The following is a 16,559-nucleotide window of genomic DNA, read 5'->3' on the forward strand; positions in this document are numbered from 1 at the left end:
CCAGGCTTGCCAAACGCCACAACAACGGAAGTAGGGACACCCACCACCGTGACTGCTCTCACTCTCAGCACCTCCAGCGCGGCGACGCTGCGCGCCGATGCCGTCGTCATCGGTGTGGCCAAGGGACCCAAGGGCCCGGTCGTCGCCCCCGGCGCGGAAGCCGTGGACCAGGCGTTCGACGGAAAGCTGGCCGCCGTCCTCGACACCCTCGGCGCCGGTGGCGACGAGGGTGAGGTCACCAAGCTGCCCGCCCCCTCCGGCGTCAAGGCCCCGGTCGTGCTGGCCGTGGGCCTGGGCGAGCTGCCCGCCGAGGACGAGGAGTACACCGAGGAGGCGCTGCGCCGCGCCGCCGGTGTCGCCGCCCGGGCGCTGACCGGCACCAAGAAGGCCGCCTTCGCGCTGCCCGTGGCCGACGCCGAGGCCGCCGCCGCCATCGGTGAGGGCGCCCTGCTCGGCGCGTACACCTTCACCGCCTACCGGGGCGAGAAGAACGGCAAGGACGGGAAGTCCGGCAAGAACGGCAAGGGCGAGCCGCTGGGCGAGGCCACGATCCTGGGCGCCAAGCCGCGCGACAAGGCGTTCAAGGCCGCCGCCGAGCGCGCCGTGGCCGTGGCCGAGGAGACCAACCGGGCCCGCGACCTGATCAACACCCCCTCCAACGACCTCTACCCGGCCTCCTTCGCCGCGCTGGCCCAGCAGGCGGGCAAGGAGCACGGCCTGAAGGTGGAGGTGCTGGACGACAAGGCGCTGCTCAAGGGCGGTTACGGCGGCCTGATGGGCGTCGGCCAGGGCTCCGCCAACGGCCCCCGTCTGGTGCGCATCGGCTACACCCACCCCAAGGCGGAGAAGACCCTGGCCCTGGTGGGCAAGGGCATCACCTATGACTCCGGCGGCATCTCGCTCAAGCCGGCCGGCCACAACGAGACCATGAAGTGCGACATGAGCGGCGCCGCCGCGGTGTTCGCCGCCGTGGTGGCCGCCGCCCGGCTGGGCCTGAAGGTCAATGTCACCGGCTGGCTGGCCCTGGCGGAGAACATGCCTTCCGGCACCGCCACCCGTCCGGGCGATGTGCTGAGGATGTACAGCGGCAAGACGGTGGAGGTACTCAACACCGACGCCGAGGGCCGCCTGGTGCTGGCCGACGCGCTCACCCGCGCCTCGGAGGAGAACCCCGACGCCATCGTGGACGTGGCCACCCTCACCGGCGCCATGGTGATGGCGCTGGGCAACCGCACCTTCGCGGTGATGGCCAACGACGACGCCTTCCGCACCACCCTGCACGAGATCGCCGAGGAGGTGGGCGAGCAGTCCTGGCCCATGCCGCTCCCCGCCGACCTGCGCAAGGGCATGGACTCCCCGGTGGCGGACATCGCCAATATGGGCGAGCGGATGGGCGGCGGCCTGGTGGCCGGCCTGTTCCTCAAGGAGTTCGTGGGCGAGGACATCCCCTGGGCGCACCTGGACATCGCCGGCCCCGCCTTCCATGAGGGCGCCCCCTACGGCTACACCCCGAAGGGCGGCACCGGCTCCGGTGTCCGTACCCTCGTCCGGCTGGCGGAGCGCACCGCCGACGGCGAGCTGGGCTGAGTCCGCGTGTACGGCGCGGCCCCGGAATGCTCCGGGGCCGCGCCGTGTTCGCTGTGGACGAAAACCCACATACGTACGCACGAGTAACCCCCTGAAGGTGACGCATCAGTCGTCCCTCAGCCCGGCCCGGCGTCCCGCCGTCCGTCAACAAGTGCGAAGATGTTGTCTCGGCAGGACAGGGCCCCCGTTAAGCACAGGGCCGAAGCAACAGCGGCCGAACGACAGCCGCCGCCCGGTCACCGGTGACCGGCAACGGCGTATCCATGCATGGAGGACGTGACGTGGCGAACGACGCCAGCACCGTTTTCGACCTAGTGATCCTCGGAGGCGGTAGCGGCGGTTACGCCGCTGCCCTGCGTGGCGCGCAGCTGGGTCTTGACGTCGCCCTGATCGAGAAGGACAAGCTGGGCGGCACCTGCCTGCACCGCGGCTGCATCCCCACCAAGGCGCTGCTGCACGCCGGCGAGATCGCCGACTCGGCCCGTGAGGCCGAGCAGTTCGGTGTCAAGACCTCTTTCGAGGGCATCGACATCGCGGGCGTCCACAAGTACAAGGACGACGTGATCTCCGGCCTCTACAAGGGCCTCCAGGGCCTGGTCGCCTCCCGCAAGGTCACCTATGTGACCGGCGAGGGCCGCCTGTCCTCCCCCACCTCGGTGGACGTCAACGGCCAGCGCTACACCGGCCGCCACGTCCTGCTGGCGACGGGCTCGGTGCCCAAGTCGCTGCCGGGTCTGACCATCGACGGCAACCGGATCATCTCCTCGGACCACGCGCTGGTCCTGGACCGGGTGCCCAAGTCCGCGATCGTCCTGGGCGGCGGCGTCATCGGCGTGGAGTTCGCCTCCGCGTGGAAGTCCTTCGGCACCGACGTCACCATCGTCGAGGCGCTCCCCCACCTGGTCCCGGTCGAGGACGAGAACAGCTCCAAGCTGCTGGAGCGCGCCTTCCGCAAGCGCGGCATCAACTTCTCGCTCGGCTCCCGCTTCTCCGGTGTGGAGTACACCGAGACGGGCGTCAAGGTCTCGCTGGAGAACGGCAAGACCTTCGAGGCCGAGCTGCTGCTGGTGGCCGTCGGCCGCGGCCCGGTCTCCCAGGGCCTGGGCTACGAGGAGGCCGGGGTCGCCATGGACCGCGGCTATGTCCTGGTGGACGAGTACATGCAGACCAATGTGCCGACCATCTCGGCCGTCGGCGACCTCGTCCCGACCCTCCAGCTCGCGCACGTCGGCTTCGCGGAGGGCATCCTGGTGGCGGAGCGGCTGGCCGGGCTCAAGCCCGTGCCGGTCGACTACGACGGTGTGCCGCGCGTCACGTACTGCCACCCCGAGGTCGCCTCGGTCGGCCTCACCGAGGCCAAGGCCAAGGAGCTGTACGGCGCCGACAAGATCGTCGCGCTGAAGTACAACCTCGCGGGCAACGGCAAGAGCAAGATCCTGAAGACCGCGGGCGAGATCAAGCTCGTCCAGGTGCGGGACGGTGCCGTGGTCGGCGTCCACATGGTCGGCGACCGCATGGGCGAGCAGGTCGGCGAAGCCCAGCTGATCTACAACTGGGAGGCACTGCCCGCCGAGGTCGCGCAGCTCATCCACGCGCACCCGACGCAGAACGAGGCTCTGGGCGAGGCCCACCTGGCCCTGGCCGGCAAGCCGCTGCACTCGCACGACTGAGTCCCGAGCGCACCACCATCCGCACTACTCGTAAGGAGCAACCGCACCATGGCGGTTTCCGTAACCCTGCCGGCGCTCGGCGAGAGCGTGTCCGAGGGCACCGTCACCCGCTGGCTCAAGGCCGAGGGTGAGCGAGTGGAGGCCGACGAGCCGCTGCTCGAGGTCTCCACCGACAAGGTCGATACCGAGATCCCCGCCCCGGCGTCCGGGATCCTCGCCTCCATCAAGGTGGCCGAGGACGAGACGGTCGAGGTCGGCTCGGAGCTGGCCATCATCGACGACGGCACCGGCGCCCCCGCCGCTGCCCCCGCCCCGGCCGCTGCCGCCGCCGAGGCCCCCGCCGCGGCTCCGGCCCCGGCGCCCGCCGCCGAGGCCCCGGCCGCTCCGGCCGAGCCCGCCCCGGCCCCCGCCGCCGCCGCCCCGGCCGGTGGCGCCACCGGCACCGACGTTGTGCTGCCCGCGCTGGGCGAGTCGGTCACCGAGGGCACCGTCACCCGCTGGCTGAAGGAGGTCGGCGAGTCGGTCGAGGCCGACGAGCCGCTGCTGGAGGTCTCCACCGACAAGGTGGACACCGAGATCCCCGCCCCCGTCTCCGGCACCCTGCTGGAGATCCTGGTCGGCGAGGACGAGACCGCCGAGGTCGGCGCCAAGCTGGCGGTGATCGGCGCCGCCGGTGCCGCTCCGGCCCCGGCCGCCGCCCCGGCCGCTCCGGCCCCGGCTGCCGCGCCCGCCCCGGCTCCGGCTCCCGCCGCCGCCCCGGCCCCCGCGCCGGCTCCGGCCCCGGCCCCGGCCGCTGCTCCGGCTCCCGCGCCGGCTCCGGCCGCCGCCCCGGCTCCGGCGCCCGCCCCGGCTCCGGCACCGGCGCCCGCCGCCGCCCCGGCCCCGGCCGCCACGGCCACCACCGAGGGCGCGTATGTCACCCCGCTGGTGCGCAAGCTGGCGGCCGAGAGCGGTGTCAACCTCTCCTCGGTCCAGGGCACCGGCGTCGGTGGCCGCATCCGCAAGCAGGACGTCATCGCCGCCGCCGAGGCCGCCAAGGCTCCGGCCGCCGCCCCGGCCGCCGCCGCCCCGGCTCCGGCCGCCAAGGCCGCCCCGGCGCTGGAGGTCTCGCCGCTGCGCGGCCAGACCGTCAAGATGCCGCGGATGCGCAAGGTCATCGCCGACAACATGATGAAGGCGCTGCACGGCCAGGCTCAGCTGACCTCCGTGGTCGAGGTGGACATCACCAAGATCATGCGGATGCGCGGCAAGGCCAAGGACGCGTTCGCCGCCCGCGAGGGCGTCAAGCTGTCCCCGATGCCGTTCTTCGTCAAGGCCGCCGTCCAGGCGCTGAAGGCCCACCCGGTCATCAACGCCCGGATCAACGAGGACGAGGGCACCATCACCTACTTCGACTCGGAGAACGTCGGCATCGCCGTGGACTCCGAGAAGGGCCTGATGACCCCGGTCATCAAGGGTGCGGGTGACCTCAACATCGCGGGCATCGCCAAGAAGACCGCGGAGCTGGCCGGCAAGGTCCGCACCGGCAAGATCAGCCCGGACGAGATGTCCGGCGCGACCTTCACCATCAGCAACACCGGCTCGCGCGGTGCGCTGTTCGACACGGTGATCGTGCCCCCGAACCAGGTCGCCATCCTGGGCATCGGCGCCACCGTCAAGCGCCCCGTGGTCATCGAGACGGAGGAGGGCACCAACATCGGTGTCCGCGACATGACCTACCTGTCGCTCTCCTACGACCACCGTCTGGTGGACGGCGCCGACGCGGCCCGCTACCTGACCACGGTCAAGGCGATCCTGGAGGCCGCCGAGTTCGAGACCGAGATCGGTCTGTAACTCCCGCCACTCCCGCGATCGTCGCAGGTCCTCAAGGGCGCGGCCCCGGCTTCGTACTCGCTACGAGCCGGGGCCGCGCCCTTGTGACATGCCGGGATAATGACCCCGTTCACCCGCCCGCTAGGAGCGCCCATGTCACCACCCGTCGTCCACTCGCTGCGCGAGCAGATCCGCGAGCACATCCTGGAGGGGATCGTCAGCGGCCGCTGGCAGCCGGGCGAGCGGATCGTCGAGCGCCGGATCGCCGCCGAGCTGCTGGTGAGCCAGACGCCGGTCCGCGAGGCGCTGCGCGAGCTGGAATCGCTCCGCCTGATCGAGTCGGCCCCCAACAAGGGCGTCCGGGTACGCGAACTGACCCCCGCCGACCTGCGCGAGAGCTACCCGGTACGGGCCGGCCTGGAGCAGGTGGCCGCCGAACTGGCCGCCGGGGCGCTGGCCGAGGATGCCTCCGCGCTGGACCGCGAGGTGGCGGCGCTGTGCGAGGCGGACCGCACCGCCGACGGCGAGGCCCAGGTCCGGCACACCGTGGCCTTCCACCGGGAGATCGTCCGTGCCGCGGGCAACAGTGTGCTGCTGCACACCTGGGAGTCGCTGGGCATCGAGGTCTGGACCACTCTCTCCATCCGCTGGCTGAGCCCGGAGCCCTGGCCGCAGGCCGAGGAGCACGCCCGGCTGGTGGCCGCCTTCCGGCGCCGGGACCCGGACATCGGCGAGGTCCTCAAGACCCATGTGCTGGGCTGCGCCCCACGCATCTGAACGGCCGGTTCCGGTTCCCGTTTCAAAGAATTCTTTACGCGGGATTGATCGATCATCGATCAGAGGCGTATCGTCTCCGCCGGAGCCGCACTCGACCGCCCTGTCCTGTGTCGGGGCGCGGCTCAGGGGTACCGACGACAGGGCCCGTACGTCATCCGTTGCCCTGGCCGGCGCACGGAGTCCTGTCGTCCGCCCCCATCATGGAGGGATGCGAGCGGCCCGACTGATCAAGCTGGTGCTGCTGCTCCAGTCCCGGTCGTCCATGACCGGCGCCGAGCTGGCCCAGCAGCTGGAGGTCTCCGAGCGCACCGTCGCCCGGGACGTCCTCGCCCTCTCCGAGGCCGGGATCCCGGTCTACGCCGACCGCGGCCGCACCGGCGGCTACCGCCTGGTCGGCGGCTACCGCACCCGGCTCACCGGCCTGGGGCGCACCGAGGCCGAGGCGCTCTTCCTCTCCGGAGTCCCCACCGCCCTGCGCGATATGGGCCTGGCCGACGCCGCCTCCGCCGCCCGTCTGAAGGTCTCCGCGGCCCTGCTGCCCGAACTGGGCGATGCTCCCGCGAGCGCGGCCCAGCGCTTCCATCTGGACGCCCCCGGCTGGTGGCAGCCCGCCGACCCGCCCGCCCTGCTGGCCACGCTCGCCGACGCGGTCTGGGACGACCGCGTCATCACCGCCGCCTACCGCCGCCGCGACAAGGAGGTGGAGCGCCGGCTGGAGCCGTACGGTCTGGTCCTCAAGGCGGGCATCTGGTACCTGGCCGCCCGGGTGGACACCGGCTACCGCACCTACCGGGTGGACCGCTTCTCCTCGGTGGCCGTCTCCGCCGAACGCTTCCGCCGCGACGGGGACTTCGACCTCGCCGCCTTCTGGGACGACCACGCCGCGCGCTTCGCCCGCTCACTGCTCCGGGAACGGGTGGTGCTCCGCCTGACGCCCGAGGGCGCCCGCCGCCTGCCTCAGGTGACCGACCGCGCGGCCGCGGAGGAGTCGGTGGCCGCTGCCGAGGCCCCCGACGGACAGGGGCGGATCACGGTCACCCTGCCCGTGGAGTCCCTTCCCGTCGCCTACGAACAGCTCCTCGCCCTGGGCCCGGAGGCGGAAATCCTCCAACCCCCGGAACTCCGGGCCCGGTTCGCCCGGGCGGCGAGCCGCAGCGCGGCGCTGTACGAGGGCCCCTGACGGGGCCGGCTCCACCGGCTGCGGGCCGTCCGTGGCTTGTCGCACAGTTGCCCGCGCCCCTTACGGGGCGCGGGTCCCCCTCAGGGGCGCGAGGAACTGCGCGAGCAACCCCCAACTACCCGCAGCCACACAACCAGCGGGCCGCCCCCATCCCCAGGGGCGCGGGGAACTGCGCGAGCAACCACCCCGAAACCCGCACCCGGGAACGCACCCAAATACACCCGCCCCCTACCGGTAATCCTCCGCCGAGGCAGCCCTCCCCCCATGCACCACCTCCTCGAAGTACCCGGCCACATCCGGCCGCGACCCATCCACATCCGTGAAGCCATAAACCTTCGCCAGGTCCCCGCTGAACACCGACTTCCCGCTCCACCGCTGCCGGTCGGGATCCGCGGCCAGGGCCACCAGCGCCCGGGCCACAAACACCGGCGACTCCGCGATGGCGAAGTGCGGCTCCTTCGCCACCGCGTCCCGCCAGTTCTCCTCCCGCACCCCGAAGTGATCCAGCATCTCCTCCGACCGCAGAAAGCCCGGGCTCAGACAGACCGCCGTCCCCCCGTACTCCCTGAGCTCATGGGACAGGCTCCAGGCCATCCGGATGGGGCCGTACTTGGCCAGGTCCAGGAAGAACAGCTCCCGGTAGTGCGCGGTATTGGCCTCCTCCGTGCCATCGGTGATCTCCACCAGCAACCCGCCCGGCCGCCGGATCAGCAGCGGCAGGGCACAGTGACTGGTGATGGCGTGCGCGTCAATGGACAGCCGGATCATCCGCAGCCCGTCCCGGAGGTCCGCCTCCCACGCCTTCTGACCGAACTTCAGCAGATGGTCGCCGCCCCAGACGTCATTGACCAGGATGTCCAGCCGCCCCTGCTCCCGGTCGATGCGTTCGACCAGCGCCGCCACCTGCTCCGGCACCAGATGGTCCACCGGCACCGCGATCCCCGTGCCGCCCGCCGCGGTCACCAGTTCGGCCGTTTCCTCGATGGTCTCCGGCCGGTTGACCTCGCTGCGCCGCTCCCGGGTGGTGCGCCCGGTGGCGTACACCACCGCCCCGGCCCGGCCCAGCTCCACCGCCATGGCCCGTCCCGCGCCCCGCGTGGCGCCCGCGACCAGGGCCACCTTTCCCTTGAGTACCTGCTCCGTCGTCTCCATGCGCCGCACCCTGCCACCGATACCGGACACCTTCTGTCGGGTATTCCGGAACGCCCTCCGCAAAGAGCGCTTGCGAGGCCGCTAAAGAGCGCTTGCGAGGCCGCTTCCCGCCCCCTCCACGTGCGCCCACCGCCCGGACGACGGATGCTGTTGGCGTGATGGACGAGACGGAGTTCTGGGAACTGATCGACAGCGCCCGCGAGACCGCCGGCGGCGATGCCGTGGCGCAGGCGGACGCCCTGGTGGACCGGCTCCTCCAGCTCGATCCGGACGGCGTGCTGGACTTCGCCCGGCACTTCGAGGCGCGCTACAACCGCGCCAACCTCTGGGACCTCCGGGCGGCGGCCGCCATCCTGCTGGACGGCTCCGGGAGCGCCGGCGGCGCCGACGACGACGCCTTCGACTGCTTCCGCTGCTGGCTGATCGGCCAGGGCCGGAAGCTCTTCGAGGGCGCGGTGCACGATCCGGACAACCTGGCGGAACTCCTGGAGGACTTCGACCCGGAGGTGGACGGCGACGGTGAAGACCTGGGATTCGCGGCCGACGAGGCGTACGAGCAGCTCACCGGTACCGAAACCCCGGACCTGGGGCTGCCGCCCCAGCCGCCGGAGCCGCTGGGCACCCCCGTCAACCTGGAGGACGACGCGGCACTCGCCGAGCGCCTGCCCGCCCTCTGGGACCGCTTCCGGGCCTGAACGCCCACCTTCCCGGCAAGAGCTAAGGCACCAGCGCCCGCCCCATCAGCACATCGTCCACATACTCCCCGTCCAGGAAGAACTCCCCCGGCAGCAGCCCCTCCTGGACGAACCCCTCCGTCTCATAGAGCCGCCGGGCGGCCGTGTTCCCGCCCAGGACCCGGAGCGTGAGCCGCCGCGCCCCCTCCCGCCGTGCCTCCGCCACCACCGCGCCGAGCAACGACCGCGCCAGCCCCAGCCCGCGGAACCGGTTATCCACCAACAGCCCCTGGATCTGCCGCACATGGGCATTGGATGGCACCGGCACCGGAGTGGTGAACCGCGCATACCCCGCGACCGTCCCCGCCACCTCACCGACCAGCACCCGCTCGGGCCGGTCGCCTTCACCGAAGAATGGCGGGTACGGCGCCTCCGGCCGGGGCCCCACCGCATGCCGGGGCGACCAGCACCGCCGGTCCATCTCGGCCAGCGCGGCCTCGTCCGCCAATGTGGCGGCCCTTACTGTCAGTTGACTCATGCGCCCAGTGTTCCCCCCGGGATCCCCCGGCACCATGGACCGCACGGCGAAGATCCCCGCGCCGCACGCGCCGTACGCACGGCGCTCCTTGACGCCCACCGAAGCCCACCGTGCGACCGTCATGCGACCGTGCTCTTGCCGTGCGCGACTGTTATTGACCGGAATTCTCTCTACGGTCGAGGCCAACTCGCGCATCGTCCCCGTCGGTTGAGGGCATCAGGCCCCCGAGCGAGCGGACCGACACCCCGGGAGGGCACGTGGCACAGCATGCCGATGTCGTCATTGTGGGAGCCGGACTGGCCGGCCTCTCCGCGGCGCATCAGCTCACCAGCGCCGGAGTCACCGTCACGGTACTGGAGGCCGCCCCGCGGCCGGGCGGCCGGATGGCCACGGACCAGGTGGACGGCTTCCGCCTGGACCGCTCCGGCCAGCTGCTCAACACCTCCTATCCCGACCTGCTGCGCGCACCCGGCCTCGGCGGCTTGACTCTGCGGCCGTTCATCCCCGGGGTGCTGGTGCACGCCGACGGCCGCAACCACCGCATCGGCGGCGCCAAGCGGGCCTTCAGCACTGCCCGGGCGCTGGCCCGCTCCCGTACCACCGGCCTGGACCAGGCACGGCTGAGCACGGCGCTGGCCCGGCTGGCCGCCCAGCCGGTGGAGCGGATGCTGGCCCGCCCGGACCGTCCCACCGCGGCCACCCTGGCCGGCCGGGGCCTGCCCGCCCGTACCGTGGAGGGCTTTCTGCGCCCCCTGCTGGCCTCGCTGCTCTCCGATCCGGAGCTCACCACCTCCAGCCGCTGCGCCGACCTGGTGCTGCGCGGCTTCGCCCGTGGCCGGCTGTGCATGCCCGCGGGCGGCGCGGCCACACTGCCCGGGCTGCTGGCGGCCCTGCTGCCGCCGGGGACGGTACGCACCGGGGTCCAGGCCGTCTCGGCCTGCACCACCTCGGTGACCACCGCGGAGCACGGCGTCTTCTCCTGCCGCTCGGTGGTCATCGCCACCGGCGCCCGGGACGCCGCCGAACTGCTGCCCGGGCTGCGGCTGCCGGACTTCCACCCGGTGACCGTGCTGCACCACACCACGGCCGGCCCGCCGGCCCGGGACGCCTCGCTGATCCTCACCGCCGGACGCGGCGGACCGGTGGCCCACACCACCGTCGCCAGCGAGGTGGACCCCGCACGCGCCCCCGCCGGACGGACCCTGGTGACCTCCACCGTGCTGGGCGCTGCCGCCGGGATCCCGCTGACCGAGCTGGACCGGGCGGCCCGCGCCCAGCTGGCCCGGGTCTACGACCTCTCCCCCGGCGACTTCGAACTGCTCGCCGGGCACCACGATCCGGACGCGGTACCGGCCATGCCCGCGCCCCATGACGCCCGGCGGCCGGTGCGGCTGCTCTCCGGCCTCTATGTCTGCGGCGACCACCGGGACACCAGTACGGTCCAGGGCGCCCTGTTCTCCGGCCGCCGCGCGGCCCACGCCCTGCTCCGAGACCTGGGCATCCGCCCCGGCTACGGCGCACCGACCCTCCGCGCGGCCTGACCCCTCAACGCCCCTTCACGGGGGGCACCTCAGGGGCGCGGGGAACTGCGCGACCAGCCACCAACAACCCGCACCCGAACAACAACACCCCTGACGGTCAAGCCGGCACCGCCCCCCGGGTGGGGGCAGCCAAGCCACCCCCACCCCTAAAGAGCAGCCACTTTCTCCCGATAGGCCCGCACCGCCGCCGCATCCCGATACGGCTCCAGCCGCCGCTCGAAGTCACGGACGTACTCCACTGCCCGTACCGACCGCATCTCCGCGGCCGCCGCGGCGGCCTCCGCCCCCAGGGCGCAGGCCTGCTCCAGCTCGCCCAGCCCCAGCCGGGCACAGCCCAGCACCACCCGGCAGAACAGCCGGCTGCGCGCATAGGCGGGACTGCGCAGTTGCAGGGAGCGCTCGGCGTGCTGGGCGGCCGCCCGCCACTGCTGGAGATCCCGGTGGCAGTGCGCGAAGTCGTCCGCCAGCTGGGCCTCGTCATGGAAGCGGATCCAGTACGGCACCTCGTCGCCCGGCCGCGCGGCCTCCAGCGCCCGCTCGGCCCTGGCCATGGAGGCGGAACAGGCCCGTACCTCGCCCAGCACCGCATTCCCGCGCGCCTCCACCGCGTGCAGCAGCGACTGCACCACCGGCGGGGCGCCGGAGCCCACGCCCTGCTGGGCGACCCTGGCCAGCTGCACCGCCTCCCGGCCGTGCCCCAGATAGACCGCCTGCCGGCTCATGGTCACCAGGACATAGCTGCCATAGGCCCGGTCCCCGGCCGCCTGGGCCAGCCGCAGCGCCTGTACGTAGTAGCGCTGGGCCAGACCGTGCGCGGCGATGTCATAGGAGGTCCACCCGGCCAGCCGGGTCAGATCCGCCGCCGCGCCGAACAGCCGCCGCCCGGTGGTCTCCCCATAGGTGCCGCGCAGCATCGGCTCGGCCTCGTGCTCCAGGTAGCGCACCAGGGCCTGGCGGGCATGCCCGCCGCCATAGGCGTGGTCCAGCGTGCGGAAGAGCTCGCCCACCGAGCGCAGGGCCGCGATGTCCCCCATCGTGACCCGTCCGCCGGGGGAACGGTCCGCCCGCTGGCGCGGCACCGCGGCCCGGGGCGGTGGCGCCGTACCGGACGCCGGGGCGCTGGTGCCGCCCGCGCCCGGCGCGGGGGTGGCATTGCGCGCCACCCGGTCGTCCGCCCGCCCGATCAGCCAGTCCCGGCTGGGCACCACCAGTCCGGCCGGGGTGAACGCGATCTTCCGCAGCTCGGTATGGCTGCCGGAGTCCTTGCGCCACAACCCGCTGACGATGTCAATGGCCTCGGCGGGTGAGGCGGCGAATTCCAGCCCGGCGTACACCGGAGCGCAGGCGTCCAGCCCCAGATCCTGGGCGGACAGCCGCCGGCCCAGCCGCCGGGTGAAGACCTCGGCGATCAGCGCCGGGGTGGTGCCGCGCGGTTGCTGGCCCCGCAGCCAGCGGGTGACCGAGGTCTTGTCGTAGCGCAGGTCGAGGCCGTGCTCCAGCCCTAATTGATCGACGCGACGTGCGAGCCCCGCGTTGGAGAAGCCGGCCTCCGCGATAAGCGCGGCGAGCTGGCGGTTGGGAATGCGCTGTGGGGGTCGTTCCGTCATCAACCTGCCCGGTCTCCCTGATCGCCATTCTGGGAACGGCGTGAATTTAGCGGTCCCCGACGCCCTGAACGCCGCCTTCGCCCCGCATTCATCCGATCGTGTGAGGACAGATCAAAGACAGATCAAATAGGCACGGAAACCGCCAGCAGCCGATCTTGCGACGGACGCGCCCGCAGCGCTTTGGGACCGCCGCCGTACAGTGGCAGGGTTCGAAAAGGTCCGAAGAGGAGCTGCCGTGAGTGAGCTGCGCTTTGTCCACCTGGGATTCGGGACGGACGCCGTCGAGTACCAGGAGGCCTGGCAGGAGCAGCGAAGGGTGCACGCCGCTCGCTTCGCCGACGAGATTCCGGACACCTGTCTGCTGCTGGAGCACCCGGCGGTCTACACCGCCGGACGGCGCACTGAGCCCAGCGAGCGCCCCCTGGACGGGACCCCGGTGGTCGATGTGGACCGCGGCGGCAAGATCACCTGGCATGGCCCCGGCCAGCTGGTCGGCTATCCCATCCTCAAGCTGCCCCGCCCGGTGGATGTGATCGCCCACGTCCGGCGCCTGGAGGAGGCCCTGATCCGCACCTGCGCCGAGCTGGGCCTTGAGACCACCCGGGTGGAGGGCCGCAGCGGCGTCTGGGTCCTCGGCGACCCACTGGACCAGCGCCCCGCCATCCCGGGTCTCGACCTGGACTTCGACCCCCGGCTGGCGGACGAGGAGTTCGACCCCCGCCTCAACGGCCCCGAGTACGCCCCCTCCAACGCGGGCCAGCGCCGCGAGGACCGCAAGCTGGCGGCCATCGGCATCCGCATCGCCAAGGGCGTCTCCATGCATGGCTTCGCCCTCAACTGCAACCCGGACAACACCTGGTTCGACCGCATCGTCCCCTGCGGCATCCGGGACGCCGGTGTGACCTCGCTCTCCAATGAGCTGGGCCGCGAGGTGACCGTCCAGGAGGTGGTGCCCCTGGTGGAGAAGCACCTTCATGAGGTCCTGGAGAGCCAGGAGCCCCTCCCGCGCGCCGTCTGAGACCCGTCAGGCGAACCCTGCCGAGTATCCCGACGGATTTCTACCCGCGACTTATCCGCGCGAGCGGAATGCGCCCGACGCCTCACAGGTTCCCCGAGCGCAAGACGTACGAACGAACGGGCGTACCCTGGTGTCCGCCGAAGAATCGAAGCCATAGGGAGCCGGAGTGTCCGCTGTCGCACCCGACGGACGCAAGATGCTGCGCTTGGAGGTCCGCAACAGCCAGACCCCCATTGAGCGCAAGCCCGAGTGGATCAAGACCCGCGCCAAGATGGGCCCGGAGTACAAGGAGCTCCACGGCCTGGTGAAGCGCGAGGGCCTCCACACGGTGTGCCAGGAGGCGGGCTGCCCCAATATCTATGAGTGCTGGGAGGACCGCGAGGCCACCTTCCTCATCGGCGGCGACCAGTGCACCCGGCGCTGTGACTTCTGCCAGATCGACACCGGCAAGCCCCAGGCCCTGGACCGCGACGAGCCGCGCCGGGTGGGCGAGTCCGTGGTCACCATGGACCTCAACTACGCCACCATCACCGGCGTCGCCCGCGACGACCTGCCGGACGGCGGCGCCTGGCTGTACGCCGAGACCGTGCGCCAGATCCACCTCCAGACCGCCGGCCGCGCGGGCGGCCACACCAAGGTCGAGCTGCTGGCCCCCGACTTCAACGCGGTGCCCGAACTGCTCACCGAGGTCTTCGAGTCCCGCCCCGAGGTCTTCGCCCACAATGTGGAGACCGTCCCGCGGATCTTCAAGCGCATCCGTCCCGGCTTCCGCTATGAGCGCTCCCTTGAAGTGATCACCAAGGCCCGGGAGTTCGGCCTGGTCACCAAGTCCAACCTGATCCTGGGCATGGGCGAGACCCGGGAGGAGATCAGCGAGGCCCTGCAGGACCTCCATGACGCGGGCTGCGAGCTGATCACCATCACCCAGTACCTGCGCCCCTCGGTGCGCCACCACCCGGTGGAGCGCTGGGTCAAGCCGCAGGAGTTCGTGGAGCTCAAGGAGGAGGCCGAGGAGATCGGCTACGCCGGGGTCATGTCCGGCCCGCTGGTCCGCTCCTCCTACCGGGCCGGCCGCCTCTACCAGCAGGCGATCGAGCGGCGGAGCCAGGCAGCCGCCTGACGCGTCCTGATGTGCCCTTGACGCGGCCCCCGCCCTCCGGCGGGGGCCGCGTCAACGTTTCATAGCGTTTGACCAACAGGTCATCCATTGGTAACACCTTTCGGTAACGATGGAAGCACGCACCGCAGCAACGAGCGCTCCCCCACCTCACCGCTCCGTCCGTGTTTTTCCGTTTCCGAGGGGAATCCGACATGCAGGCCGCGCCCGGCGACCCGACAACGGCGACAGCCACCCGCGCCCCGTCCGCACTGCCTTCCACCCTCTTCGTACGGCCTCCCACGGTCAGCGGCGCGCTGCGCGCCCTCGAAGAGCTGCTGATGCGCCGGGGCCAGCGCACCGCCCGCCGCAACGCCTGGACGGCCGTGCTGGAGGACCGCCGCCGGGCCAGGGACCGCAGGGAGGCACAGCACCTGCTGGAGGCCGCGGCGGCCCCGGGCCCGCGGGCCACGTAAACTTCGCCTTATGGCGAGGAAGGAAACATCCGAGAACCCCGGGCGACTGAAGCAGATCGCCCTGACCTACAGGATGACCAAGAAGGTCGATTCCAAGGTCGGTCTTGTCGTCGCGGCTGTGGGCATTGTCACCTTCGGTGTCCTTCTCGCCATCGGCTTCTGGATCGATCACCCGATCTACCTGGGCATTCTGGGCTTCCTGCTGGCCTTCCTCGCGATGGCGATCGTCTTCGGACGACGGGCCGAGCGCGCTGCCTTCGGGCAGATGGAGGGCCAGCCGGGCGCCGCCGCCGCGGTGCTGGACAACATCGGCCGCGGCTGGACGACCACCCCCGCGGTGGCCATGAACCGCAACCAGGACGTGGTGCACCGGGCCGTCGGCAAGGCCGGCATCGTGCTGGTCGGTGAGGGCAACCCCAACCGGGTCAAGGGCCTGCTGGCCGCCGAGAAGAAGCGGATGGCGCGCATCGTCGCGGACGTGCCCGTCCACGACATCGTGGTGGGCGACGGCGAGGGTCAGGTGCCGCTGAAGAAGCTGCGCACGACGCTGCTCAAGCTGCCCCGGGTACTGCCGGGCGCGCAGGTCACCACGGTCAACGACCGGCTGCGCGCGCTGGGCGACCTGATGAGCAATATGCCCATCCCAAAGGGTCCGATTCCCGGAAAGGGCATGAGGATGCCCAAGGGCCGCTGAGCTCCGAGCAACCGAAACGAGTGCGGGGCGGGACCGGAAAAGGTCCCGCCCCGCACTCGTCTTCCCAGCCGCTCTCGGCCGCTCTCAGCCGCGCACCTGGACCGCCCGCGCCAGCCGGTCGTGCAGCCCCCGGGAGTCCCGGTCCCAGACCAGCGCCGGAATGGCCAGGGCCAGCAGCACACTGCGCAGCGCCGCCCGGGGGAACGGCAGCCTGCCCCCCGCCTCGCCGACCACCCGCAGGCCCAGCAGCCGCTTGCCGGGCGTACAGCCCACCGTGCCGACCGTCAGCAGACTGAGCACCAGGAAGATCAACAGGGCCCAGTTGCTGGCCCGTTGCATATTTCCGCCGGCGAACAGTCCAAAGCCGATGAGCAGGCACAGGGCCCAGTCGATGAAGATCGCTGCAAAGCGCCGGCCGAGCGGGGCGATCGAGCCCGGTCCGCTCTCCGGCAGCCCCAGGCGCTCGCCCCGGTAGCCGAACTCGACGCCCATCTGCTCCGCGGCCGCGCGGGGACCAGAGAGCCACGAACCGATTGCTTGCCTTTTGTCCACCCGACAACGGTACTGCGACCGCATACGTTCTCCGGCTCCCGGGTCGTCCTCCCCTCGCCCCGCCCACCTCCCGCTTAACCTCATGGAAACAATTGGGTCATGCCCGGGAAATCCGCTCTCTCTAGGGTCGGCCGCAGCACCACCGAAGCAATCCCCGGCCGATGGTGGCCGGGCTAGGAGGGTTG

General features: G+C 71.8%; 15 protein-coding genes. 11 read left to right on the forward strand and 4 right to left on the reverse strand.

All coding sequences use genetic code 11. From position 1 onward, the window contains the following. Positions 1-48: 48 nt before the first annotated feature. The 5 genes from CV755_RS15330 (at position 49) to CV755_RS15350 (ending at position 7,026) form a co-directional block, all read left to right on the forward strand. Positions 49-1,587, forward strand: coding sequence for a leucyl aminopeptidase (locus CV755_RS15330; RefSeq protein ID WP_109280802.1), 1,539 nt, complete (start codon positions 49-51; stop codon positions 1,585-1,587). A 281-nt stretch (positions 1,588-1,868) separates the two neighbouring features. Next, positions 1,869-3,257 (forward strand): dihydrolipoyl dehydrogenase, encoded by a 1,389-nt coding sequence (lpdA, locus tag CV755_RS15335; RefSeq protein WP_109280803.1) that lies wholly within the window; start codon positions 1,869-1,871, stop codon positions 3,255-3,257. Positions 3,258-3,305: 48 nt separating this feature from the next. After that, the gene (sucB, locus tag CV755_RS15340) at positions 3,306-5,090 is read left to right on the forward strand and encodes a 2-oxoglutarate dehydrogenase, E2 component, dihydrolipoamide succinyltransferase (RefSeq protein ID WP_109280804.1); all 1,785 of its coding nucleotides are present in this window, start codon (positions 3,306-3,308) and stop codon (positions 5,088-5,090) included. Between the two features lie 132 nt (positions 5,091-5,222). Beyond that, positions 5,223-5,846, forward strand: coding sequence for a GntR family transcriptional regulator (locus CV755_RS15345; RefSeq protein ID WP_109280805.1), 624 nt, complete (start codon positions 5,223-5,225; stop codon positions 5,844-5,846). Between the two features lie 208 nt (positions 5,847-6,054). After that, entirely contained in the window at positions 6,055-7,026 is a 972-nt protein-coding gene (locus CV755_RS15350; protein ID WP_109280806.1) for a helix-turn-helix transcriptional regulator, read from the forward strand. Between the two features lie 228 nt (positions 7,027-7,254). Here CV755_RS15350 and CV755_RS15355 read toward each other — a convergent pair whose 3' ends face one another. Then, on the reverse strand, positions 7,255-8,178 hold the full coding sequence (locus tag CV755_RS15355) for an SDR family oxidoreductase (RefSeq protein WP_109281886.1): 924 nt from the start codon (positions 8,176-8,178) through the stop codon (positions 7,255-7,257). A gap of 158 nt (positions 8,179-8,336) precedes the next feature. Here CV755_RS15355 and CV755_RS15360 point away from each other — a divergent pair, with 158 nt between their 5' ends. Beyond that, complete coding sequence (locus CV755_RS15360; RefSeq protein WP_109280807.1) at positions 8,337-8,873, forward strand: DUF4240 domain-containing protein; 537 nt, start codon at positions 8,337-8,339, stop codon at positions 8,871-8,873. 22 nt (positions 8,874-8,895) lie between these two features. Here the strand turns inward: CV755_RS15360 and CV755_RS15365 are convergent, their stop codons facing one another. Then, entirely contained in the window at positions 8,896-9,390 is a 495-nt protein-coding gene (locus tag CV755_RS15365) for a GNAT family N-acetyltransferase (RefSeq protein WP_109280808.1), read from the reverse strand. A 257-nt stretch (positions 9,391-9,647) separates the two neighbouring features. On the opposite strand from CV755_RS15365, the gene CV755_RS15370 reads away from it, so the two are divergent. Next, positions 9,648-10,931, forward strand: a complete 1,284-nt coding sequence (locus CV755_RS15370; protein ID WP_109280809.1) for an NAD(P)/FAD-dependent oxidoreductase — start codon at positions 9,648-9,650, stop codon at positions 10,929-10,931. Positions 10,932-11,077: 146 nt separating this feature from the next. Here CV755_RS15370 and CV755_RS15375 read toward each other — a convergent pair whose 3' ends face one another. Then, complete coding sequence (locus CV755_RS15375) at positions 11,078-12,538, reverse strand: NsdA family TPR-like regulatory protein (protein ID WP_109280810.1); 1,461 nt, start codon at positions 12,536-12,538, stop codon at positions 11,078-11,080. Positions 12,539-12,773: 235 nt separating this feature from the next. Here CV755_RS15375 and lipB point away from each other — a divergent pair, with 235 nt between their 5' ends. The 4 genes from lipB to CV755_RS15395 all read left to right on the forward strand — a co-directional run bounded on the left by lipB (position 12,774) and on the right by CV755_RS15395 (position 15,822). Continuing rightward, complete coding sequence (gene lipB, locus CV755_RS15380) at positions 12,774-13,556, forward strand: lipoyl(octanoyl) transferase LipB (protein ID WP_109280811.1); 783 nt, start codon at positions 12,774-12,776, stop codon at positions 13,554-13,556. A 166-nt stretch (positions 13,557-13,722) separates the two neighbouring features. Next, positions 13,723-14,676, forward strand: a complete 954-nt coding sequence (lipA, locus tag CV755_RS15385; protein ID WP_109280812.1) for a lipoyl synthase — start codon at positions 13,723-13,725, stop codon at positions 14,674-14,676. Between the two features lie 191 nt (positions 14,677-14,867). Continuing rightward, positions 14,868-15,128 (forward strand): SCO2195 family GlnR-regulated protein, encoded by a 261-nt coding sequence (locus CV755_RS15390; RefSeq protein WP_109280813.1) that lies wholly within the window; start codon positions 14,868-14,870, stop codon positions 15,126-15,128. 10 nt (positions 15,129-15,138) lie between these two features. Further along, positions 15,139-15,822 (forward strand): DUF4191 domain-containing protein, encoded by a 684-nt coding sequence (locus CV755_RS15395; protein WP_109280814.1) that lies wholly within the window; start codon positions 15,139-15,141, stop codon positions 15,820-15,822. Between the two features lie 84 nt (positions 15,823-15,906). Here CV755_RS15395 and CV755_RS15400 read toward each other — a convergent pair whose 3' ends face one another. Continuing rightward, entirely contained in the window at positions 15,907-16,374 is a 468-nt protein-coding gene (locus CV755_RS15400; protein WP_109280815.1) for an RDD family protein, read from the reverse strand. Positions 16,375-16,559 lie beyond the last annotated feature (185 nt).

This window comes from Streptomyces orinoci (genome assembly GCF_003121295.1).
GTDB lineage: Bacteria > Actinomycetota > Actinomycetes > Streptomycetales > Streptomycetaceae > Streptomyces > Streptomyces orinoci.